Here is an 18,792-nt window from a genome sequence, read left to right on the forward strand (position 1 = left end):
CCCTCGCGGCGGGCAGGTGATCATGGTCTCGGGGCCGCGATAGTTGGCGTAAGGTGGAGCTATCCGACGCGGGGTGGAGCAGCTCGGTAGCTCGCTGGGCTCATAACCCAGAGGTCGCAGGTTCAAATCCTGTCCCCGCTACTGAAGCCTGAGGGGCTGGCACTATGTGCTGGCCCCTCAGGCGTATCCAGCCCCGGGCACACGGCGTTGCAGCACGCACGTCGGGCGGGCCGAACTGCACTGTGGACACCGCAGTTGGACTACTCACCATCGGGATCGCACACAGGTACTGCACTTGTCGTCCGGCTCCGAACGCGGCACCTCCGACTTCGCCGACGCATACCACGGCAGGGCCCACTCCCCCATCGGCGCCCATCGACGCCCATCGACGCCCGGATAAGCGGCGTCGGCCGCGACGACGACCTAGTGACCAATGACCGGTGCGTGGCGAAGACTTCAATCCGTGAGGCAAGGTCGGCGGGTATGCCGTACGCCGTGTGACCAAGCGTGCCTGGCAGAAGCTGTCGGCAGGGGCCGGCGCCAACGGCCACCGCTTCTACGACTGGGCCGTCATCGACCTGGCCGAACCCCGCCCAGGCAGCCATCGGATGCTGATCCGCCGCAACCGCACCACCGACGAACTCGCCTACTACCGTTGCTGGTCGCCGACCCCGGTGCCCCTGGCCGCGCTGGTGCGCATCGCCGGGTCGGGATGGCGGGTGGAGGAGACCTTCCAGGCTGGAAAGGGCCTGGCCGGAATGGACGAGCACCAGCTCCGCCGCTTCGCCTCGTGGTCCCGATGGGTCACCCTGTCCATGCTCGCCCGCGCCTTCCTCGCCGTCGTCCGTGCCGACGAACACGCCAGCCACCCCGCCCGGGACGGACCTGATCCCGATCACCTGCAACGAGATCCAGCCGCTGTTCACGACAGTCGTCGTCCGGCCCGCGCATGATGCGGCCCACCGCCTCCGCCAGTCCGCCTGGCGACGTCGTCCGCTCACGCAAGGCTGGCGCGGCAGAGCTTTGGATTCAGCGGTCGCGCTTGGCGAATGTCTCGGTCCACGCATCTGTTTTTGCCCAGGCGGCGGCTTCCCTGACCTCCTCGACGGTCATCTCGCTCGCGATGGTGTGCCCATAGTGCATGGCGTCACCATCGCCCAGGTCGAGCATCTTCATGTAGCAGCCCAGTTCCCTGACCTTGTCGGAGGTTCCTCCCAGACCGTAGTAGTACATGGTCGCTAGGTTTCTCACTGAGGCCACGGTCGCGGTGCCTTCGGGAACGATCAATTCAAGGATCTTCCTCGCCCCGGCGTAGTCCTTCATCTGCCGTTTGGCGTCTGCGAGGTAGTTGGCTGACTGGCTGAACCCCTCCGCCATTGCTTCCTCCAACAACCTGAGCGCTTCCTCCGCGGAGGCGGTGACTCCGTCGCCGAGCAGGTACATGCATCCCAGGTTGTGTTTCGCGACGGCGTCGCCTGCTTCGGCGGCCCACCGATAGAGGGCCGCGGCCCTCTCAGGGTCCTTCTCAACGCCCAAGCCCAGGGACAGCATGAAGCCGAGACGGCGCTGAGCGGATGGGATGCGGGCCTTCACGGCGAGGCCGAGGTACCTGTGAGCCTTCTCGTAGTCCTTCTGGAATTCGAGGGCGGCGGCGCCTACTATTTCCTGGAAGAATGGGTCCCCGGAGTCTGCGAACTGTTGAACCCGAGGAAGTATTGAATTTATTCGGTCGACACCCTCAGGAATCCCACGCAATCCATCTGCGAGAGCCGACTGGGCCATTTCGAGAAGCTGAGACCTGCCAGGATTTCGCATCCTCAACTGCCCCCAATTGACTGGTCGATGGCGTAGGCAAGGAACGCTTGAGCCCAATCATCAACCTTCGACCAAGAAATCGATTCCTCAATTTCAGCTGCGGTCAATTCGCTCGCGATAGTGCGACCATAGCCAAGTCCATCACGATCACCGAGCTCCGCCGTCTTCAAGGCGCTACCAAGCGCCTTGACCTTGTCGACCGGGCCGCCTATGCCCATGTAACACATGGCAGAGAGGTTCTTTGCCGACAAGGAAGGAATTTCCCCGTCCGGGATGATCCGTTCGAGAATCTCCCTGGCCCCCGCGTAGTCCTCCATGGCCCCCTTGATGTCCGCCAGCTGCACCGATGCAGGGGGCAGGCCAGCATTTGACGCCTCCTCCAGCAGCTGGATTCCCTTCTCTTGGGACTCCGGAACCCCCACGCCTCGCAGATACAGGACAGCCAGGTTGTACCTCGCGAACTGGTCACCAGCTTGGGCTGCTTCACGGAAAAGGACTACCGCCATCTCAAGATCCTTCTCGACACCCAGCCCCAGGGCCAGAATATGCCCGAGGCCGCGCTGTGCGGATGGGATCCTGGCGTCTGCGGCGAGTTTGAGATACTGATATGCCTTCGGATAATCTTTCTCGATCTCAAGGGCTGCAGCCCCAATTACCTCTTGAAAATATGGGTTTCCGGAATCTGCCAGCTCCTGAATCCGGGGAAGCATGACATTCAGCAGGTCGACTTCCTCCTCCCTGATGGCAGAGCGAGCCTTTTCAAGAAGTTCATGCATCTCAGTATCAGTCATCACTGCTCTGTTTCGTCGTCGAATTCCGATTAGTACTCCAGCTGTAGATCGCGATCTTGCTGGTGGAGATGACTGAATGCTGAGTCGCCGGCCTGCGACCACGGGCGGTCTTGCCTCGTCAGGTGATGCTTCGGGTGATCGTGACGTCGATGGCGCGAGCGTCCGCGCCTGGGGAGTCCACTGCGACGCGCACCTTGAACTCGCCGCGGTCTCCCACCCGGTATACGAGCCGGGTCAGTTGCTCGACGTCACCGACGGCGATGCGGCCGTCCGGCAGTAGTAGTGAGCCGTCGAAGACCGTGGTAAATGCGGGGTCGGCTCCTTCGGGGTCCTCAGACTGTGGCTGCACGAAAAAACGTACCTTGATGAGTCCCGTCTGAGGCCGGACTCGGACCGCCACGTGGGTATCGCAGCTGGCTGCGGGTGTTTCCGCCAGGGTGAGGGAGAGGGGAACCCAATCGGTCGCTCCCAGGTGCAGCACAGCATGGTTCACGTAGATATCGACTCCAGCGACCTGCACTGCGCTCCTCTTCCTCAACACCTCAGATCACCGATCAGGCTGCCTTTCGGTGTCTGAGCGGCCGAGCTGGTCCCGTAGGGGCAGCCACCGTTGATCATCGTGAGGTGTGTGGACTAGCGAAGAGACGGTGGCCGCGGGCCACAGCATAGATCCCGTCCGTTGGCGGCAGTCTTTCGAGGCGGCCTTGAGCCGGATCGCGGGCCGGTTCGCCCGGGTCGAACCCCGTCGCCGTGCGCGCAGGCTGCTCCTGGGCCTGTTGTCGGACCTGCCCCGCAAGAACTGCTGGACGATCGCCGAGTGGGTCGGCGAGGCGACCCCGCACGGGATGCAGCACTTGTTGTGCCGGGCTTCCTGGGACGCTGATGCTGTCCGTGACGACGTGCGGGAGTACGTGGTCGAACACCTCCATGACCCCGACGCCGTGCTGGTGGTGGATGAGACCGGGGACCTGAAGAAGGGGATCCACACCGTCGGCGTCCAGCGCCAGTACACCGGCACGGCCGGACGCATCGAGAATGCCCAAGTCGCTGTCTACATGGTCTACACAGGTCAGCGTGGCCACGCTGCGGTAGACCGGGAACTGTACGTCCCTCGCTCCTGGACCTCTGATCCTGGCCGCTGCCGCGTCGCTGGCCTGGCCGAGGAGCCCGTCTTCGCCACCAAGCCGGAGTTGGCGGCACGCATGATCGCCCGGTTCCTGGATGCTGGCCATCAGACCGCATGGGTGGCTGGCGACGAGGTCTATGGCGGCAACGCGAACCTGCGAACAACGCTGGAAGGACGCGGCATCGGCTACGTCCTGGCGGTGGCCTGCTCGCACGAAGCAACCACCGGAATGGGAAAGCTGCGCGCGGACGTCTTGGCCAAGAAGGTGCCCAAGCGTTCGTGGCAGAGGCTTTCCGCAGGCGCAGGTGCGAAGGGCCACCGCTTCTACGAATGGGCGGTCGTCGACTTGACCGGCCCCGGCACCAGTCAGCTGCTGATCCGCCGCAACCCGAGCACCAGCGAACTCGCCTTCTACCGCTGCTATTCGCCCATGCCGGTGCCGTTGTCCAAGTTGGTCCGGGTCGCTGGTTCAAGATGGCGGGTGGAGGAGTTCTTCCAGTCCGGAAAGGGTTTGGCCGGCCTGGATGAGCACCAGGTTCGCCGCTATATTTCCTGGTCGCGCTGGGTCACCCTGGCCATGCTCGCGCATGCCTTCCTCGCGGTCGTACGCGCGGACGAACACACCCGTCACACTCCTTCCGGGGATCTCGTACCGCTCACCAGCAATGAGATTCAGCGCCTGTTCATCGCTCTCGTTGTCCGCCCCGTCCACGATGTCGCCCATCGGCTCGGCTGGTCGCACTGGCGACGCCGCCACCAGGCCAGATCCCGAGCCTGCCACTACCGACGGCAAGCCGCTCTAGCGTGAAGATCACCATCTACAGCTGGAGTATTAGGCCCCTGCGGGAAGCGACCGGAGGGCACGCCCAGCCTCCTGGCGGTTCTACGAGAGCGCCCGCAGGCCGATCATGCCGGAGTCGAGCATGATGCGATCGACGGTGGCGGCGAGGGTACTGTCGGCGCCGATCACGGTCTCGGCTCCGCCGGGCAGGAGATCGAGTTCCCTGTACCAGTCGCGCAGATCCGTCTCGCCCACCTCGCCGGCGATCGGCTTGGTGGCATGGCGGGCGAGGGTTTCCGCGAACGGCACGTGCAGGTAATAGCTGTGAGTCGGACCGCGGTGGTCCGCGCGCAGCTGCGCGAGCATGTCGCCATAGCGGTCGGCGTACAGGATGCCCTCCAGAACGACGTGATACCCGGCGTCCAGGGCATAGCGGGCGACGGTGTCGATCAGCCCGACATTCGCCGCGCCCGGCCGGTCCCGCTCGCGCAACACGACCCGGCGAAGGTTGTCCTGACCGACCAGGGCCAGGCCCCGGCCGAACTTCTCGCGGAGGCCGCCCGCGACGCTCGACTTGCCCGACGCGCTGTTGCCCCGCAGGACGACCAGCCGGGTCTCTTCCGTGCCCACCATCACGGCGGCCAACCTACTGGCAGCCGGTGACATTGCCCGTCAGCTCACGACGACGGCCCGAACACACGGCTTGGACCCTACAGTTCGAACGCAAGGAGCCCCACGTCGGAGTACTCCACCAAGAGGGCGTGGGCGCGGTGGCCGCGGTCCTTGAAGTGAGTTCTGTTGCGCAGCCGTCTCGTTTGGGGATGGAAGCCTTCTCGGAGGGCGTCTGGTGGGCAGCAGGAAGGGGCCAGGTGGGTTCTGGCCCCTTCAGAGCTGGCGCAGCGTCAAGATGGGATCTTTAGCGGGGAGGCTGGTGGGCCGGTTCGTTCGGCTCGGCGTCGCTTGCCTGGTTCTTCGCGTCGTCAACGTCCCCGGGTTGCCATGCGCGGCGCATCGTCTTCCAGGTCTTTGCGGCTTGCCTGAGTTTCTCCAGCAGCATGTTGGACACGTCCAGGACGCCCAGCAGGCAGATCAGGACGATGACGAGCAGGAACCCTGCCGTGTGCACCGCTTCCGCTGCATCACATGCAGCCGACGCCGGCGAGACATGAAGGCCCGCAGACCGGCCCGGGGCAGCGGTCCGCACATCCCGACGAGGCTGCGGTGCTGGTCGTCGACGAGACCGGCGACGTGAAGAAGGGCACTCGCACCGTGGGATTCGGCGCCAGTACACCGGCACCGCCAGCAGGATCGAGAACTCCCAGGTCGCCGTCTATCTCGTCTACGCCGGCGCCCCGGCCCACCGCCGCGTATCCCCGGGCGGTCGCGAAGACAGTGTCCACGCCGAACCCTGTTGCCTGGCAGCGGTCAGGGTCGCACGTCCAGGAGCGCGGGATGTACAGCTCCAGGCCGGAAGTGGCCCACGACGACGATCAGAACTCTTCGCTGGGATGTCCTCAGTAGTTACCGCGACGCGCGGTGTTGCGGTGCGGGTGGCGAGCCGGTGCGGGGCGATGTGGGAGAACTGCGGCCACTCGGTCAGGTGCCGGAAGCAGATCGGCGTCCTGGACGGCGACGGAAGGGGCGACGACGCAGTCCCGTTCAGGGTTTCACCTTTCAGTGGGTAGAGGCTTCGATCCGTACGCGATCGTCGTCGCGGTCTGTCAGAAACGTGGCCAGTGCCTGTCCCTCTTTGGTGACAGTGGTGCGATCGGCTGCAGAGAAAGGCCGAAGCGGGGTGATGACGAGCAGGTTGTCTTTCACGGTCCAGGTGGCAGACACGCGGCCGTCCACCAGAACGACACGCTCGCCGGCGACCGACAGCCCAAGATGGGCATCGTCAATGATGCGGCTGCGGTCGCGGTAGCCGAGGATCGCGTTGTCAAATGCCGGCAGGAACCTGACGGGCGCGGGTGTGTCCGGGTGGGGGCGCGGCGCGTCAGGGAGGTCCAGCAGTTCGCGGCCTCGTCCGTCGCGGAAGGAGATGAGTTCTTCGCGCACGGCTTTGACCGCGGCGGGGAGTCCGGCGAGACCGCACCAGGCGCGCAGATCGGCCGTGGCGGCGGGACCGTACGCGGCCAGATAGCGCCGTACCAGCGCTTGTCCGGCCGGGTCGGAGTCCGCCGGTGCCGACGGCGCGATCTCGCGCCCCAGCCATGATGAGAGGGGTACGTTGCGTACGCCTGCTTTGGTGCGCCACAGCCCGCGCGGGGGCAGTTGGGCCACTGGGATCAAAGCGGCGACGAGCAGTTCGCCCAGCACCCGGGGCGGTGGCGCGGGCCAACGATCGCCGAGTGCTTGGACGAGTTCGGCCATGGTACGGGGTTGGCCGTCGGCCATGACCGCCCGGCCTGCCGCCGCGACCTCTTCCGGGTCCACCCCGGCGAGCTCGCGGCGATAGGTGGCCAACACCCGCTGGCGCAGCATGGCGTCATGGCGGGCTCGCCAGGCCAGCGCATCCTCGGCCGTGACGAGGTGGACGGTGCGGCGCATCAGGTGGGTGCGCACCACCTCCCGCCCGGTCAACAGGTCGTCCAAAGCAGCGGGCTTGAAGCTGCGCAGCCTCGACCACAGTCCGACAAACGGCTCCTGCGGTTGCTGCGCTTGCATCCCGCACAGGTGCGCAACGGCATCGTGGACCGGGGCGTCGCTGCGGGCGAGGAGGAATTGCCGGGCGAGAGTGGCGCGGTTGAGGGCACGGGTGGTGAGGACAGTCATCGCATCAGGCCGCCGCCCGCTCGTCAGCCGAACGCCTGCGCAGCGCCGGGCGCGTGACAGCGGGCGGGCTGTAGGACACGTCGAGTGGACCGAGGTCGGTCCCGGGCGGGACGATCTCGTCGATCCGGTCCAGGATGTCGTCGCCGAGCGTCGTGGTGGCGCCCGCCAGGAGATCCTCCAGCTGTTCCATGGTGCGCGGTCCGATGATGGCCGAGCTGACATCAGGGTGGGTGGTGGCGAAGGCCATCGCCAGATGAGTCAGCGACAAACCAGCTCCCTCGGCCACGGGAATGAGCTGCTCGACGACGTCGAGCTTGCGCTCGTCGGTCAGGTGCTTGCGCACCCAGAACATCCTGGGGTTCTCCGCCTGAGCGGTGCCCTTGCGGTAGCGGCCGGTCAGCAGGCCCATCGCCAGCGGGCTCCACACCAGCACACCCATGCCGTAGCGCCGGCAGGCGGGCAGGATCTCGCGCTCGATGCCGCGGTTGAGGATGGAGTACGTGGGCTGCTCGGTGCGCAGCCGTTCCAGTGCACGTCGCTCGGACACCCAGTGCGCCTCCACGATCTCCGAGGGCGGCAGGTTCGAGGAGCCGATCGTGCGGACCTTGCCGCTGCGCACCAGATCGGTCAGCGCGGACAGGGTTTCCTCGATGTCCGTTCTGGGGTCGGGGTGATGGACCTGGTAGAGGTCGATGTGGTCCGTTTGCGGGCGCCGCAGCGAGTTCTCGACCTCGGCGACGATCCAGCGTCGCGAGCTGCCGTGACGGTTGGACCCTTCGCCCATCCTGCCGTTGACCTTCGTGGCCAGCACAACGTCGTCGCGGCGGCCCTTGAGGGCTTTCCCGACGATCTCCTCGGTCTCGCTGTAGGGGTACACATCGGCGGTGTCGATGAAGTTGATGCCGGCGTCCAGCGCCCGGTGCACCATGCCGATGCAGTCGTCGTGATCGGGGTTTCCGACCTTGCCGAACATCATGGTGCCCAGGCAGTAGGCGCTCACCTCGATGCCGGTTCGCCCCAGCTCGCGCATTTTCACCGTGACCCGGTTCCCTTCTCCATTTCATGCAGGTCCGCTTCAGGCAGGTCCGCATGGTTCGTTTCTCGCAGACCTCGTCGACAGTCCCCAGTGCTCCGGAGTGGCGCAGGGGAGGTGCGGTGCGGCGGACGGACGTCTGCCGCACCGCGAAGCGGGTCACCCGATGTACTGGCTCACGACGTCCAGGACCCAGACGACGCCGAAGCGGTCCGTGAGCATGCCGTAGAGCGGCGCCCACTGCGCGGGCTCCAGCGGCCGCAACACGGTCGATTCGCTGGACAGCTTCTCCCACAGGGCGGTGATCTCCTCCGCGTTGTCGCCGCGCACGGATACGAAGAAGGAGTTCTCACCCTGGTTCCACGGCATCTGGGACGGCACGTCGTAGGCCATGACGTGGAAGCCGTTCTCCGCGGCCACCTCGCCCCACATCACCCACTCCGCCTCGTCCGCGTTCTGCACATTGCCCGCGTCCTTGTAGGTGATGGCGACCGTGCGCCCCCCGAAGACGGAGTGGTAGAACTCGAGCGCCTCGCGAGCGTCGCCCCGGAAATTCAGGTGAGTCGTGGTCGTGACGGACATGATTGGCTCCTTGCCTTCGATTCGTTGCGGGAGCGCCGGGCGCAGACGCCACGGCTGCGGGCCACGGTGGCCGGAGCTTCTGATCGCTCCCGTTCGGTGGCTCGGAGACCAACGTTCCATGGGTAGGGGACAGGTTGTGTCCTCTACCCGCGGCAGAATGTGCCTTGTGCAGAAGACCTCCTCGCGACTGCTCGCGCTTCTCTCCCTGCTCCAGACCCGCCGCGATTGGTCGGGCGAGGAGCTGGCCAAGCGGATGGACATCAGTCCACGAACGGTCCGCCGCGACATAGACCGCTTGCGGGAGCTCGGCTATCCGATCCTGGCCTTCAAAGGGCCCGACGGCGGATATCGGCTCGACGCCGGCTCACAGCTGCCTCCGCTGCTGTTCGACGACGACCAGGCCGTCGCCCTTGCCGTGGCCCTTCAGACCGCCACTGTCACCGGGACCGGCATCGGAGAGGCCGCGGCACGCGCCCTCAACACCGTCCGGCAGGTCATGCCCTCCCGGTTGCGACACCGGATCGACATGCTCCAGGTCACCGCGGTCGCGCCGTCCGACGCCCACCCCGGGGCGCAGGTCGACAGCCGCGTACTCATGGCACTCAGCGCCACCATCCACGCCCACGAGGAACTGCGCTTCGACTACACCCCTGCCTTCCCTCCCACGCCGGACCAGGCCGACAGTGCCGCGCGACGGCAGCGCCGGGTGCAACCCCATCACCTGATCACCTGGGGCGGACGCTGGTACCTCCTCGCCTGGGACCTCGACCGCGAGGACTGGCGCACCTTCCGCGTGGATCGCCTCTCGCCGCGCACCCCCACCGGCCCCCGCTTCACTCCACGGGAGCTTCCCGGAGGCGACGTGGCCACCTTCATCACCGGTAGATTCCGAGGTTCCGACGGACCTGGCGACTGGCCCTGCCGCGGTGAGGTGATCCTCGACCTGCCCGCAATCGCCGTCGCCCCTTACACCCCAGATGGATTCGTCGAGGAACTGGGCCCGGACCGCTGCCGACTCGTTCTCGGCTCGTGGTCATGGCCCGGTCTGGCCTCCGCCATCGGCTGGTTCGACGCCGACTTCGAAGTCGTCGGACCGCCCGAACTCAAGGACGCCCTCGCCCGCCTCGCCCACCGCTACGCCAACGCCGCCACCGGTGGGCGCACCGCGCCATGACACTGTGCCCGTGTTCGCCAATTTGGAGCCTGCCGCCGAGCAGGTCGCCACAGGGTACGAAGGGTGCGGGGCCGACCGATCATCCGCACTGACGGCGCAGTAGTACGGCCGCCAGCACGCCGCGGAACCGGTTCTGAACCCTGGGGGCCGGTCACCAGCCGGCCAGGCCCGGGGCCGCAGTGTCCACCTCCTCCGCCATCTGCGCCGCGACCGCCGGAATCTGCTCGTCCCAGTAGAAGTGCGCGCCGGGGAAGAAGTGCTGGCCGAGCAGGTGGTCAGCGCCCTCGCCCCAGGCCAGGAGCTGTTCGCGGGTGACCACGTGGTCGTCCGCCTCACGTACGGCCAGTGCCGCGGGCGCCCTCCCGTACCCGCTCGGCGACCAGGTGGTGAACTCCCCCCATGCCGCCGCCTGTTGACCGGACGCGTGGCGCACCCATGAATCCCTCTCATGTTCTGTCGCGGATCACCCGGAGCCCTCACCGGGCGCGAGGAAACAACGGAATCGCCCCGGACGTACGGGGGCCACGGCAACCGGAAAGCAGGGTGCGACAGTCGGGCCACATTACCCGGATTCGCACGGGTTCCCAGGGAAAGGGATCCATTCAACTTCCACATCGCGGAATATCAATTCCGCCTGACGGTAGACTATGCTCCGCGTCCCGACTCGTCAACGATCAATCACTCAAGGGGGCGGAAATGATGGACAGCCGCGTCGCACTCATCACCGGTTCGTCGTCAGGGATCGGAGCCGCCGTCGCCCGGCGGCTGGCCGCGGAAGGCTTTCGGATCGTCGTCAACTCGGCCCGCAGCGAGGTCGCGGGGAAGAATCTCGCGACCGAGCTGCCGGACGCGGTGTACGTGCAGGGAGACGTGGCCGACGGTGCGGACGCCCGGCGGATCGTCCAGGCCGCGATCGATGCCTACGGCCGCCTCGACATCCTCGTGAACAACGCGGGCACCACCCGCTTCATCCCGCTGGACGACCTGGAAGCCGCGGACGTCGAGGTCTGGCGGGAGATCTTCGACGTCAACGTCTTCGGCGCATGGCAGCTGACCGCCGCCGCCGTCCCGCATCTGAGGAAGTCCGACGCCGCCTCAGTCGTCAACATCTCGTCCGTCTCAGCCACCCGCGCCCTGGGCAGCTCCGTCCCCTACGCGGTGAGCAAGGCCGCACTCAACCACATGACCCGCCTGCTCGCCTCCCAACTCGGCCCCGACATCAGGGTCAACGCGGTCGCGCCGGGCCTGGTCGACACCCCCTGGTACGACGAGGCCGAGCAGGTCTGGGAGAGCTCCCGGGAATGGATCACCGCGAACACCCCACTGCATCGCGTCGGCACACCCGAGGATGTCGCCGAGGCAGTGCACTACCTCACCAACGCGGCGTACACGACCGGCGACGTCCTGACGGTGGACGGCGGTCGCCACATCGTCTGACGGCGGCACCCCGCCCCTGGAGAGCAGACGGCCCCCGTGGCCGACGGCCTCCGTGGTTGTCGTCCTCGGTGGCGTGGCTTCGGGTGGACGCTCGGCACCGAAGCCGGATGGCCCGTGAGCGCAGAGCGGAGGGTGCGCGGATCCGTGCCCACCGCCTGGGCATTGAGCAACGGCCCCTGTCCCGCACCGACATGGCGGGGCAGATCATCGATATCAAGATCAGAGGTGAGCAGACAGGAGAAACGCTCCCGGCTGTCGGTGGGCCAAGATATGGTCCCCTCGCAAGATCCCGCACATCAAGATCTTCAAGGGGGAACTCCGCCATGAGCAACACCGGCAGCACGCACGGGGGATTCACGGCCGAGGAGCGGGCCGCGATGAAGGACCACGCCAAAGAGCTGAAGACGGCGGCCCGCCGCAGCTCGCGCGCGGACAAGGCGGCGGAGGCGGAGCGGGACGTGCTCGCGAAGATCGCCGAGATGCAGGACTCGGACCGGATCATGGCCGAGCGCGTCCATGCCGTCATCACAGCCAGCGCGCCGACACTCGCGCCGAAGCTCTGGTATGGGATGCCCGCCTACGCGCTGGACGGCAAGGTCGTCTGCTTCTTCCAGAGCGCGGAGAAGTTCAAGGCGCGCTACGCGACGCTCGGGTTCAGCGACCAGGCGAAGCTGGACGACGGCACGATGTGGGCGGCCGGTTTCGCCCTGACCGAGGTGACGGCCGACGTGGAGGCGCGGATCGGTGCGCTCGTGAAGCAGGCGGTGAGCTGAGGCGCGTACGCGGTGAACGGGCCGGGCCCTGCGGCACCTTTACGTGCTCGGCGGCCTGGCGCTCGTTCTGCCGCATGGGACGTCCCCGCAGACACCCCGACGCCCTGCTCGGGGGCAAGGGCTACGCGGACTCCGCCCTTTTCAGGTAGTTCACCTGGTCCCTTGCGAGGAGGCCCCGGCGTTCACGCCGGGGAGGAATCACCTCCAGTGACAGCGACGCGGAGCGTCGCCGCATCCTGCTTCCCGGGCGCGGAGCGCCGCTGCGGCTTGCCCGACGGAGCCGGGTGCAGGCGAACGCGCGTGCCCGCGTTCGCCGATGGGGGTGATCGCGGCGGGAGCGGGGCGCGGATGTGCGGATCTCGCACGTACGGTCGTCCGACAGGGCTTGGGCGGCCGGAACTTGGACGGGGTGAGGGCGTGGCGGAAGCAGCAGGGGCCGACGGAGCGGGGCACGCCCGGTACACCTTCCGGCTTCGCGTGCCGTCCACCGCCCACACGCTGCTGGCGGCGGAGTGGGACCGGTGCCGCTGGGTGTGGAACGAGTGCGTGGCCAAGTCGAAGCAGGTGCATGCCTGGAACAAGAACCGTCCCGAGGGCGCCGACAAGCGCACCTGCGGCCCGGCGCAGCTCGACAAGATGCTGACCGACGCCCGTGCGCGCAGCTGCACCTGGCGGGCGGCATCGCCTTGACGGTGGTGTGGTCGCGAGACCTTCCGGCCGACCTGTCATCGGTGCGCGTATATCAGGACAGCCTTGGGCACTGGTACGCCAGCTTCGTCGTCCCCGTCGAGGTGCAGCCGCTCCCCGAGACCGGCCGCGTGATCGGCATCGACTGGGGTGTGAAGGAGACCGCGACCACCACCAGCGACGCCCATGACCTCGCACACGCCCGGCACGGGCAGAAGGCCAAAGAGAAGCTGACCCGGTACGACCGGATGATGGCCCGCCGCAAACCGAAGAGGGGGAAGGCCGGGTCGAAGGGCTATCGCACAGCGAAGAAACTTCGGGCCAAGGCGCACCAGAAGGTCGCTCTGCAGCGCCAGGACACGGCCCGCAAGTGGGCCAAGTCCGTCGTCCGCGACCACGATGCCCTGGCCGTCGAGGACTTCAAACCGAAGTTCCTTGCCAAGACCACCATGGCCAAGAAGGCCGCCGACGCCGCCATCGGCGCCACCAAACAGGCCCTGATCGAGATGGGCCGCAAGCACGCACGCCGTGTGCACCTGGTACATCCCGCGCACACCACGATGGACTGCGCGCACTGCGGAGCGAGAGCCAAGCACGCACTGCCGCTGGGAGAGCGCACCCACACCTGCACCGCATGCGGAACGGTGAGCCCACGCGACAAGAACTCCGCACGCGTAATGCTCGTCCGGGCTGGTCTCAACCCGGCTGGTGCTGAGGGCATAAGACCACCTGGGGCGCCGCCCCGGATGGCAGCCTGAGCCAGGAATCCCCTTCCCTTCAGGGAGGGGAGGATTCAATGCCAAGTGACAGGGCACCGAGGGCGATTCGGTGTGGAAGCCGCGGTGGTCGCTCCCGCATCCGACGTCCCGGCCTTCATAGATTTCGTGAACCTCACGGACAGCCTGGAACACCCACGCCCAGAGGACTTCCCAGTGGTCGGGACCATGCTCGATGCAGTTGTGCTCGACTTCATGCCCTGGGGTGAGCTGCGCTTGACGGCCCGTCCGTCATCACTCACACGTCAACGACTACGGGACTCGACCACGAAAGACAAGGAAAAGCCTCCCGGGGACTCCTGAAGTCCGCCGAAGTCGTCCGCCAAGAACTCGCGCGGACAGGTGCGATGGAGCACCCGGGAGTGGATGAGGCACGGGCCCAGTGGTCACGGAATTGCGATCCTCCGTGACCACTGGGGAGATCTGTGCCCGCACTGCCGTCATGGCTGGCGCTTCAGCTGATACGAGTTCCTGTGCCGCCGACATGGACGCGCGGGTCTCCCGCGCGCAGCGTCACCGTGAGCTCGCCGGGGCGGCCCAGGTCCTCGCCCTGATGCAGGGTGAGGACGGCGTCCTCGGGGACCAGGTCGAGCTCACGCGCGTACGCACCGAACGCGGCGGCCGCGGCGCCGGTCGCCGGGTCCTCGACGACGCCGCCGACGGGGAAGGGGTCACGGACATGGAAGACGGTGGCCGACTCTCGCCATACCAACTGGATCGTGGTCAGGTCCAAGCGGTGCATCAGGGCTTCGAGGCGTGCGAAGTCGTACGCGAGATCCGCGAGGCGGGCGCGCGTCGCCGCCGCGAGGACGAGATGGCGGGCGCCGGCGAAGGCGATACGGGGCGGGAAGGCCGGGTCGAGATCGGCTACCGGCCAGCCGAGCGCGGCGAGCGCCTCATCGAGGTCGGTGTCGGCGATCTCCTCGATGTGCGGCTCGACACTGGTGAGCGTGGCCCGGAGCGTCCCGCCCTCCTCGGCCACTTCCACCGGCACGGTGCCCGCCCTCGTCGCGAACACCAGTTCCCCGGAGCCGATCCGCTCGGCAAGCGCAATAGCGGTCGCGACGGTGGCGTGCCCGCAGAACGGCACCTCGGCCTTGGGGCTGAAGTAGCGGATGCTGTACGCCCGTCCGTCCTGGCCGCCGAGGCCCTCCGGGGGCGCGGTCAGGAACGCGGACTCTGAGTATCCGAGATCGGCGGCGATGGCCAGCATGTCACTGTCGTCCAGGGCGCTGGCGTCCAGAACTACGCCGGCGGGGTTTCCGCCGGCGGGGTCACTGGAGAAGGCGGTGTATCGCAGCACCTCGGGGCGGGGCTCATTCGTCGTCATGCTCGCGGCAACACCGGGCGGGCCTGCGGCCATTCCCGGATGGCCGTGTACTCGAGTTGCTGCTGTCCTGTCTGTGGAGGTCGGCACGCCGAACTGGGCGCGTCAGCAAGGCATACGATCAGGCTCTCTTCGCTCTGGAAGGTGATCTGTCGATGCCGGTGCCGAGTCTGCTCGCGGTTTTCGCTCACCCGGACGACGAGTCCCTGTGGTCCGGCGGCGTGCTTGCCCGGCACGCGGCCGCAGGAGCTCGAACTACGGTTGTTACGGCGACCTGGGCCGCTCACACTCAGCGCGGCGCGGAACTGGCCGAAGCGCTTCGGATCCTCGGCACAGACGAGCCGCGCATGCTCGGTTACGCCGACGCCTGGGCACCTCAGTCAGCTTCGGGCAGCGTGCGGTTCTGCGATGCGCCGCTCGACGAGACGGTGGGGCGGTTGGTCGCGCAGTTGCGGGAGATTCGCCCGGAGGCCGTGGTCACCCACGACGCCTACGGTGGGCTGACCGGTCATCCGGACCATGTGCACACCCACCGGGTGACCACGCTCGCAGTCCAGGCAGCCGGACTTGAACGGCTCTATCCGGGTGCGGGTGACCCCTGGCAGCCGAGCGCCCTCTACCTGGCCACGCACCCGCACTCGGCTGTACGGACGCTGAGCGACCTGGCCCGTGCCGGGAAGGCGATGAACAGTGTTCCGGACGAACGGATCACCGCGACTGTCGATGTCAGCCCTTGGCTGGAGCAGAAATGGGCTGCCGTGCTGGCCCATCGCACCGAGGTGGAGCGAGGGGCCGCACCGGGTCTGCTCGCGGGCCTCCCGGAAGCCGTCCGGGAGCGGATTCTCTCCACCGAGTGGTACATCCGCCAGGACACCGTCTCCCCCGTGGCAGATCAAACCGAACTGACAGCCTGAACATGACGGGCCGCAGTGATGACCAGCAGTCGGTCGGTGAACACCAACTCGTATTGTGGCCCAGCGCCGACCTGACGCCGCCGGTCGCCGCGGCACCGCTGGCGGCGCCCGGACGGACTCGCATCGCGCCTCCCACTGCGGCGCAAGTTCGGTGACAAGCTCTCCAAGGTGTCCCCGTGACAGCCCGCAGAAGGCGTAATGGGACATGACCGCGCGGCCTGACCATGGTTCACACCCCGACAACCTGGTGGGCCACCAGCACGTCACCGCCTGCGTGAAGACGCGGTCAGGCGGGCTGCCACAGCTCCACCCGATTGCCCTCAGGATCGGTGACCCAGCCGAATCGACCGACACCCTCCATGTCCTGCGTCTCTTCAGCCACGTCCGCTCCCTTGGCGCGCAATTGCGCGAGCATCGCTTCCAAGTCGCGGACCCGGAAGTTGAGCATGGTCTGCTGGGCGCGGGACCCGAAGTAGTCGCTCTCGGACTCGAACGTCGCGAACACCGTCAGCCCGGATTCCTGACGCCACAGGCCCTTCTCATCGGCGTCCAGGCCCAGGCAATCGCGGTACCACGCGCCCAGGGCCACCGGGTCGGCGGCCCGCAGGAAGTAGCCACCGACTCCAAGCACACGTTCCATGCCGCTATCTTGCCAGGACGACGATCGGGCCTGGTGGCACAACACCATCGCCACCTTCACACCCCCATCTCAATCGCGGGGGAACTCGTAAGTCGCCGCCACGAGCAGTTCCTCTGCACTGGACGTCCGAAGACGGTCCGTCCTGTCGGCGAAGTAGCGCTGGTTGAGCATGGCCGCCGACACGTGCCGGGCCTCTTTCAAACCCATGTCGCGGGCCAGTGCCAGCATCTCCTCCGGGGTGAAGAAACTGATGAAGGGCGTCCCGGATGCTCGGGCGCCGTGCTCCGCCGCCTGGCGCATGGGGCGAGCCTCCTCATCGACCAGCTCCAGCGGCGGCATGAACGACATGGCCAGCGTGGAGCCCGGGGCGAGCAATGCCACCTGGCGCAGCGTGGCCGCGTTCGCGTCCTTGGTGAGGTACATGGAGACGCCCGTGGAGGCCACCACCGCCGGTTGCCGTGCATCGAAGCAGGCGGACACCAGCTGCTCCCACCACGAGTCGCCCGCCTCGAAGTCGACCGGCACGAGCCGCAGCCACTCGGGGACGCCGAAGCCGAGCTCCATCAGGCGCTGCCGCTTCCAGGCCTGCGGACCGGGCCGGTCGACCTCGAACACCCGCAGGCGGGAAGCGATCTCCGGCCTGCGCTGCGCGAAGGTGTCCAGGCCCGCGCCGAGGATGACGTACGGACCGACGCCCTGACCGACCTGCTCGACGACCAGATCCTCGACGAAACGAGCCCGGGCCACGATGCCCGCCCGGACGCGGCTCATGGCGTGCGGGTCCATGTCCGGGCGGCGGCGCCAGCCGTCGTCCGGGGCCGCCAGCCGCAGGCCGACCTCGTCCTCAAGCACGTGTGGCGGTGGATCGACCTGGACGTGCATGGCCCGCCACAAGGCGACCCGCTCCGCCGTACTGTCCACCGCCGCAGCTCGCTCGTCGCCCATGATGATGTCCCCTCCCGTTGCAAGGTCGTCCCGCCTGCTTCGCAACGCTAAGCAGGCGGATGCTTACGGCGCTTCTTCAGAATTGCGCTTCGATCACCGGCTCCAAGGTCGGCTTCTCCGTGGCCCAGAACGTCGCAGGCACCAGCGTGACCACCGTTTCGGCGGCCGTCCGGCTCCTCGTACGGCGGTGCCGTGAAGGTGAGTTGGGGAAGGTGACGGCGGCGACGCTTGGCGCGCGTTCGAGGTGGAAGTGGGCCCGGCCTTGGAGAACGGGCGGCTGCGCAGCACCGGCACGGCCCGCACACCGCGCAACGTCTGCAGCGGTTACAGCAGGTACGGGTGGCGATCCGCAGTCAGCGCCGATGACCGCAGCCCAAGAGCGATTCCAGTGCCGGGCCGTCCGGCTCCCGCAAGCGTTCGAACCGCTCCCGGGCAGCCGATTCCTGCGCTTCCCACAGCCCCATCACCAACGCCGCAGGCCACCGCCGCACGGTCCAGGACAGATACAACGCCCGCTCTCCCCTCGCCGAGGCGGAGCCCGGTGGTCGTCCGCCACGGCACCCGCGCCGCCTGGATCATCCCGCGTCGGCCGGCTGTAGCCTCGGCCCTTATGAGTTGGCTTCCTGAGGACTTCGTCCACCCCGTCTACGTGCCCGTGCCCGACACCGCGCTTCACCTGCGCCCGATCCGGGAGGCGGACACCGCGCTCGACTACCCCGCCGTGATGGGCTCCCGCGAGCGCTTGTGGGAGATCTTCGGCCCGGCCTGGGCCTGGCCGAAGGAGACGATGACCTATGAAGAGGACCGCATCGACTTGCTGCGGCACGAGAAGGAGATAGCCGCGCACCAGTCGTTCAACTACGCGCTGCTGGACGAGGAGGAGACGGCGATCCTCGGCTGCGTCTACATCGACCCGCCCGAGCGCACCGGCTCCGACGGCGAGGTCTCCTGGTGGGTGGTGGACGACCTCGTCGGCGGCGAGGTGGAGCGCGCGCTTGACGCGCTGGTGCCGCAGTGGATCGCCGCCGACTGGCCCTTCCAGCAGCCCCGTTGTCTGGGCCGCGACATCACCTGGCAGGACTGGCTCGCGCTGCCCCGCGCCTCGTGACGAGGTGAGCACTGCGACGGCTGACGTGCGGCCACCGTGAGATCACCGGTTCGCCCCGAGCCGTCGTGCTATCGCCGACGCCGTGGTGTCGTCGAGCCTCAGCAGACT

General features: G+C 67.4%; 18 protein-coding genes, 1 tRNA gene and 3 pseudogenes. 10 read left to right on the forward strand and 12 right to left on the reverse strand.

The window, feature by feature from the left end; genetic code table 11:
- Positions 1-67: 67 nt before the first annotated feature.
- Positions 68-141, forward strand: a tRNA-Met gene (locus tag AB5J50_RS02935).
- A gap of 350 nt (positions 142-491) precedes the next feature.
- A pseudogene (locus AB5J50_RS02940) lies at positions 492-990 on the forward strand (IS701 family transposase); the annotation flags it as partial.
- Between the two features lie 39 nt (positions 991-1,029).
- Here the strand turns inward: AB5J50_RS02940 and AB5J50_RS02945 are convergent.
- The 3 genes from AB5J50_RS02945 to AB5J50_RS02955 form a co-directional block, all read right to left on the reverse strand.
- Positions 1,030-1,782, reverse strand: a complete 753-nt coding sequence (locus AB5J50_RS02945; RefSeq protein ID WP_369254588.1) for a tetratricopeptide repeat protein — start codon at positions 1,780-1,782, stop codon at positions 1,030-1,032.
- A gap of 35 nt (positions 1,783-1,817) precedes the next feature.
- A complete protein-coding gene (locus tag AB5J50_RS02950) occupies positions 1,818-2,606 on the reverse strand; it encodes a tetratricopeptide repeat protein (protein WP_369254590.1) in 789 nt (262 codons plus the stop codon).
- Between the two features lie 118 nt (positions 2,607-2,724).
- Positions 2,725-2,955, reverse strand: a complete 231-nt coding sequence (locus AB5J50_RS02955; RefSeq protein ID WP_369254592.1) for a hypothetical protein — start codon at positions 2,953-2,955, stop codon at positions 2,725-2,727.
- A 355-nt stretch (positions 2,956-3,310) separates the two neighbouring features.
- Between AB5J50_RS02955 and AB5J50_RS02960 the strand changes: the two genes are divergently transcribed.
- Complete coding sequence (locus tag AB5J50_RS02960; protein ID WP_369254594.1) at positions 3,311-4,540, forward strand: IS701 family transposase; 1,230 nt, start codon at positions 3,311-3,313, stop codon at positions 4,538-4,540.
- Positions 4,541-4,615: 75 nt separating this feature from the next.
- On the opposite strand, the gene AB5J50_RS02965 is transcribed toward AB5J50_RS02960, so the two are convergent.
- Positions 4,616-5,146 (reverse strand): AAA family ATPase, encoded by a 531-nt coding sequence (locus tag AB5J50_RS02965; RefSeq protein WP_369254596.1) that lies wholly within the window; start codon positions 5,144-5,146, stop codon positions 4,616-4,618.
- A 283-nt stretch (positions 5,147-5,429) separates the two neighbouring features.
- Positions 5,430-5,639, reverse strand: coding sequence for a hypothetical protein (locus tag AB5J50_RS02970; RefSeq protein WP_369254598.1), 210 nt, complete (start codon positions 5,637-5,639; stop codon positions 5,430-5,432).
- Positions 5,640-5,731: 92 nt separating this feature from the next.
- On the opposite strand from AB5J50_RS02970, the pseudogene AB5J50_RS02975 reads away from it, so the two are divergent.
- A pseudogene (locus AB5J50_RS02975) lies at positions 5,732-5,859 on the forward strand (transposase); the annotation flags it as partial.
- Positions 5,860-6,187: 328 nt separating this feature from the next.
- Here AB5J50_RS02975 and AB5J50_RS02980 read toward each other — a convergent pair.
- The 3 genes from AB5J50_RS02980 to AB5J50_RS02990 all read right to left on the reverse strand — a co-directional run bounded on the left by AB5J50_RS02980 (position 6,188) and on the right by AB5J50_RS02990 (position 8,903).
- Positions 6,188-7,288, reverse strand: a complete 1,101-nt coding sequence (locus tag AB5J50_RS02980; RefSeq protein WP_369254600.1) for a winged helix DNA-binding domain-containing protein — start codon at positions 7,286-7,288, stop codon at positions 6,188-6,190.
- A 4-nt stretch (positions 7,289-7,292) separates the two neighbouring features.
- Positions 7,293-8,324: an aldo/keto reductase gene (locus AB5J50_RS02985; RefSeq protein ID WP_369254602.1), complete on the reverse strand. Its 1,032-nt coding sequence runs from the start codon at positions 8,322-8,324 to the stop codon at positions 7,293-7,295.
- Between the two features lie 156 nt (positions 8,325-8,480).
- Positions 8,481-8,903, reverse strand: a complete 423-nt coding sequence (locus tag AB5J50_RS02990; RefSeq protein WP_369254604.1) for a VOC family protein — start codon at positions 8,901-8,903, stop codon at positions 8,481-8,483.
- Between the two features lie 166 nt (positions 8,904-9,069).
- Between AB5J50_RS02990 and AB5J50_RS02995 the strand changes: the two genes are divergently transcribed.
- The gene (locus AB5J50_RS02995) at positions 9,070-10,077 is read left to right on the forward strand and encodes a helix-turn-helix transcriptional regulator (protein ID WP_369254606.1); all 1,008 of its coding nucleotides are present in this window, start codon (positions 9,070-9,072) and stop codon (positions 10,075-10,077) included.
- Between the two features lie 151 nt (positions 10,078-10,228).
- Here the strand turns inward: AB5J50_RS02995 and AB5J50_RS03000 are convergent, their stop codons facing one another.
- Positions 10,229-10,510, reverse strand: coding sequence for a hypothetical protein (locus AB5J50_RS03000; RefSeq protein ID WP_369254608.1), 282 nt, complete (start codon positions 10,508-10,510; stop codon positions 10,229-10,231).
- 263 nt (positions 10,511-10,773) lie between these two features.
- On the opposite strand from AB5J50_RS03000, the gene AB5J50_RS03005 reads away from it, so the two are divergent.
- The 3 genes and pseudogenes from AB5J50_RS03005 (at position 10,774) to AB5J50_RS03015 (ending at position 13,732) form a co-directional block, all read left to right on the forward strand.
- Entirely contained in the window at positions 10,774-11,514 is a 741-nt protein-coding gene (locus AB5J50_RS03005) for an SDR family NAD(P)-dependent oxidoreductase (protein WP_369254610.1), read from the forward strand.
- Positions 11,515-11,837: 323 nt separating this feature from the next.
- On the forward strand, positions 11,838-12,287 hold the full coding sequence (locus AB5J50_RS03010) for an iron chaperone (RefSeq protein ID WP_369254612.1): 450 nt from the start codon (positions 11,838-11,840) through the stop codon (positions 12,285-12,287).
- Between the two features lie 417 nt (positions 12,288-12,704).
- Positions 12,705-13,732: pseudogene (locus AB5J50_RS03015) on the forward strand (RNA-guided endonuclease InsQ/TnpB family protein).
- A 472-nt stretch (positions 13,733-14,204) separates the two neighbouring features.
- Here AB5J50_RS03015 and AB5J50_RS03020 read toward each other — a convergent pair.
- The gene (locus AB5J50_RS03020) at positions 14,205-15,080 is read right to left on the reverse strand and encodes a PhzF family phenazine biosynthesis protein (RefSeq protein WP_369254614.1); all 876 of its coding nucleotides are present in this window, start codon (positions 15,078-15,080) and stop codon (positions 14,205-14,207) included.
- Between the two features lie 152 nt (positions 15,081-15,232).
- On the opposite strand from AB5J50_RS03020, the gene AB5J50_RS03025 reads away from it, so the two are divergent.
- Entirely contained in the window at positions 15,233-15,991 is a 759-nt protein-coding gene (locus AB5J50_RS03025; RefSeq protein ID WP_369254616.1) for a PIG-L family deacetylase, read from the forward strand.
- Between the two features lie 286 nt (positions 15,992-16,277).
- Here AB5J50_RS03025 and AB5J50_RS03030 read toward each other — a convergent pair whose 3' ends face one another.
- Together AB5J50_RS03030 and AB5J50_RS03035 are read right to left on the reverse strand one after the other, a co-directional pair.
- Positions 16,278-16,631 carry a VOC family protein gene (locus AB5J50_RS03030; RefSeq protein ID WP_369254618.1) on the reverse strand — a complete coding sequence of 118 codons (354 nt, stop codon included), beginning with the start codon at positions 16,629-16,631 and terminating at the stop codon, positions 16,278-16,280.
- A gap of 69 nt (positions 16,632-16,700) precedes the next feature.
- On the reverse strand, positions 16,701-17,576 hold the full coding sequence (locus AB5J50_RS03035; protein ID WP_369254620.1) for a class I SAM-dependent methyltransferase: 876 nt from the start codon (positions 17,574-17,576) through the stop codon (positions 16,701-16,703).
- 610 nt (positions 17,577-18,186) lie between these two features.
- Between AB5J50_RS03035 and AB5J50_RS03040 the strand changes: the two genes are divergently transcribed.
- Positions 18,187-18,684, forward strand: coding sequence for an N-acetyltransferase (locus AB5J50_RS03040; RefSeq protein WP_369254622.1), 498 nt, complete (start codon positions 18,187-18,189; stop codon positions 18,682-18,684).
- Positions 18,685-18,792: the final 108 nt, after the last annotated feature.

Origin of the sequence: Streptomyces sp. R35, from assembly GCF_041053035.1 — a bacterium.
Taxonomy (GTDB): Bacteria; Actinomycetota; Actinomycetes; order Streptomycetales; family Streptomycetaceae; genus Streptomyces; species Streptomyces lutosisoli.

What these genes read in the sequence shown, in the direction of transcription:
- AB5J50_RS02945 (WP_369254588.1), bottom strand. Translation starts at nt 1,782, where the DNA reads ATGGCCCAGTCGGCTCTCGCAGATGGATTGCGTGGGATTCCTGAGGGT.
- AB5J50_RS02950 (WP_369254590.1), bottom strand. Translation starts at nt 2,606, where the DNA reads ATGACTGATACTGAGATGCATGAACTTCTTGAAAAGGCTCGCTCTGCC.
- AB5J50_RS02965 (WP_369254596.1), bottom strand. Translation starts at nt 5,146, where the DNA reads ATGGTGGGCACGGAAGAGACCCGGCTGGTCGTCCTGCGGGGCAACAGC.
- AB5J50_RS02980 (WP_369254600.1), bottom strand. Translation starts at nt 7,288, where the DNA reads ATGACTGTCCTCACCACCCGTGCCCTCAACCGCGCCACTCTCGCCCGG.
- AB5J50_RS02990 (WP_369254604.1), bottom strand. Translation starts at nt 8,903, where the DNA reads ATGTCCGTCACGACCACGACTCACCTGAATTTCCGGGGCGACGCTCGC.
- AB5J50_RS03005 (WP_369254610.1), top strand. Translation starts at nt 10,774, where the DNA reads ATGATGGACAGCCGCGTCGCACTCATCACCGGTTCGTCGTCAGGGATC.
- AB5J50_RS03010 (WP_369254612.1), top strand. Translation starts at nt 11,838, where the DNA reads ATGAGCAACACCGGCAGCACGCACGGGGGATTCACGGCCGAGGAGCGG.
- AB5J50_RS03020 (WP_369254614.1), bottom strand. Translation starts at nt 15,080, where the DNA reads ATGACGACGAATGAGCCCCGCCCCGAGGTGCTGCGATACACCGCCTTC.
- AB5J50_RS03025 (WP_369254616.1), top strand. Translation starts at nt 15,233, where the DNA reads ATGCCGGTGCCGAGTCTGCTCGCGGTTTTCGCTCACCCGGACGACGAG.
- AB5J50_RS03030 (WP_369254618.1), bottom strand. Translation starts at nt 16,631, where the DNA reads ATGGAACGTGTGCTTGGAGTCGGTGGCTACTTCCTGCGGGCCGCCGAC.
- AB5J50_RS03035 (WP_369254620.1), bottom strand. Translation starts at nt 17,576, where the DNA reads ATGGGCGACGAGCGAGCTGCGGCGGTGGACAGTACGGCGGAGCGGGTC.
- AB5J50_RS03040 (WP_369254622.1), top strand. Translation starts at nt 18,187, where the DNA reads ATGAGTTGGCTTCCTGAGGACTTCGTCCACCCCGTCTACGTGCCCGTG.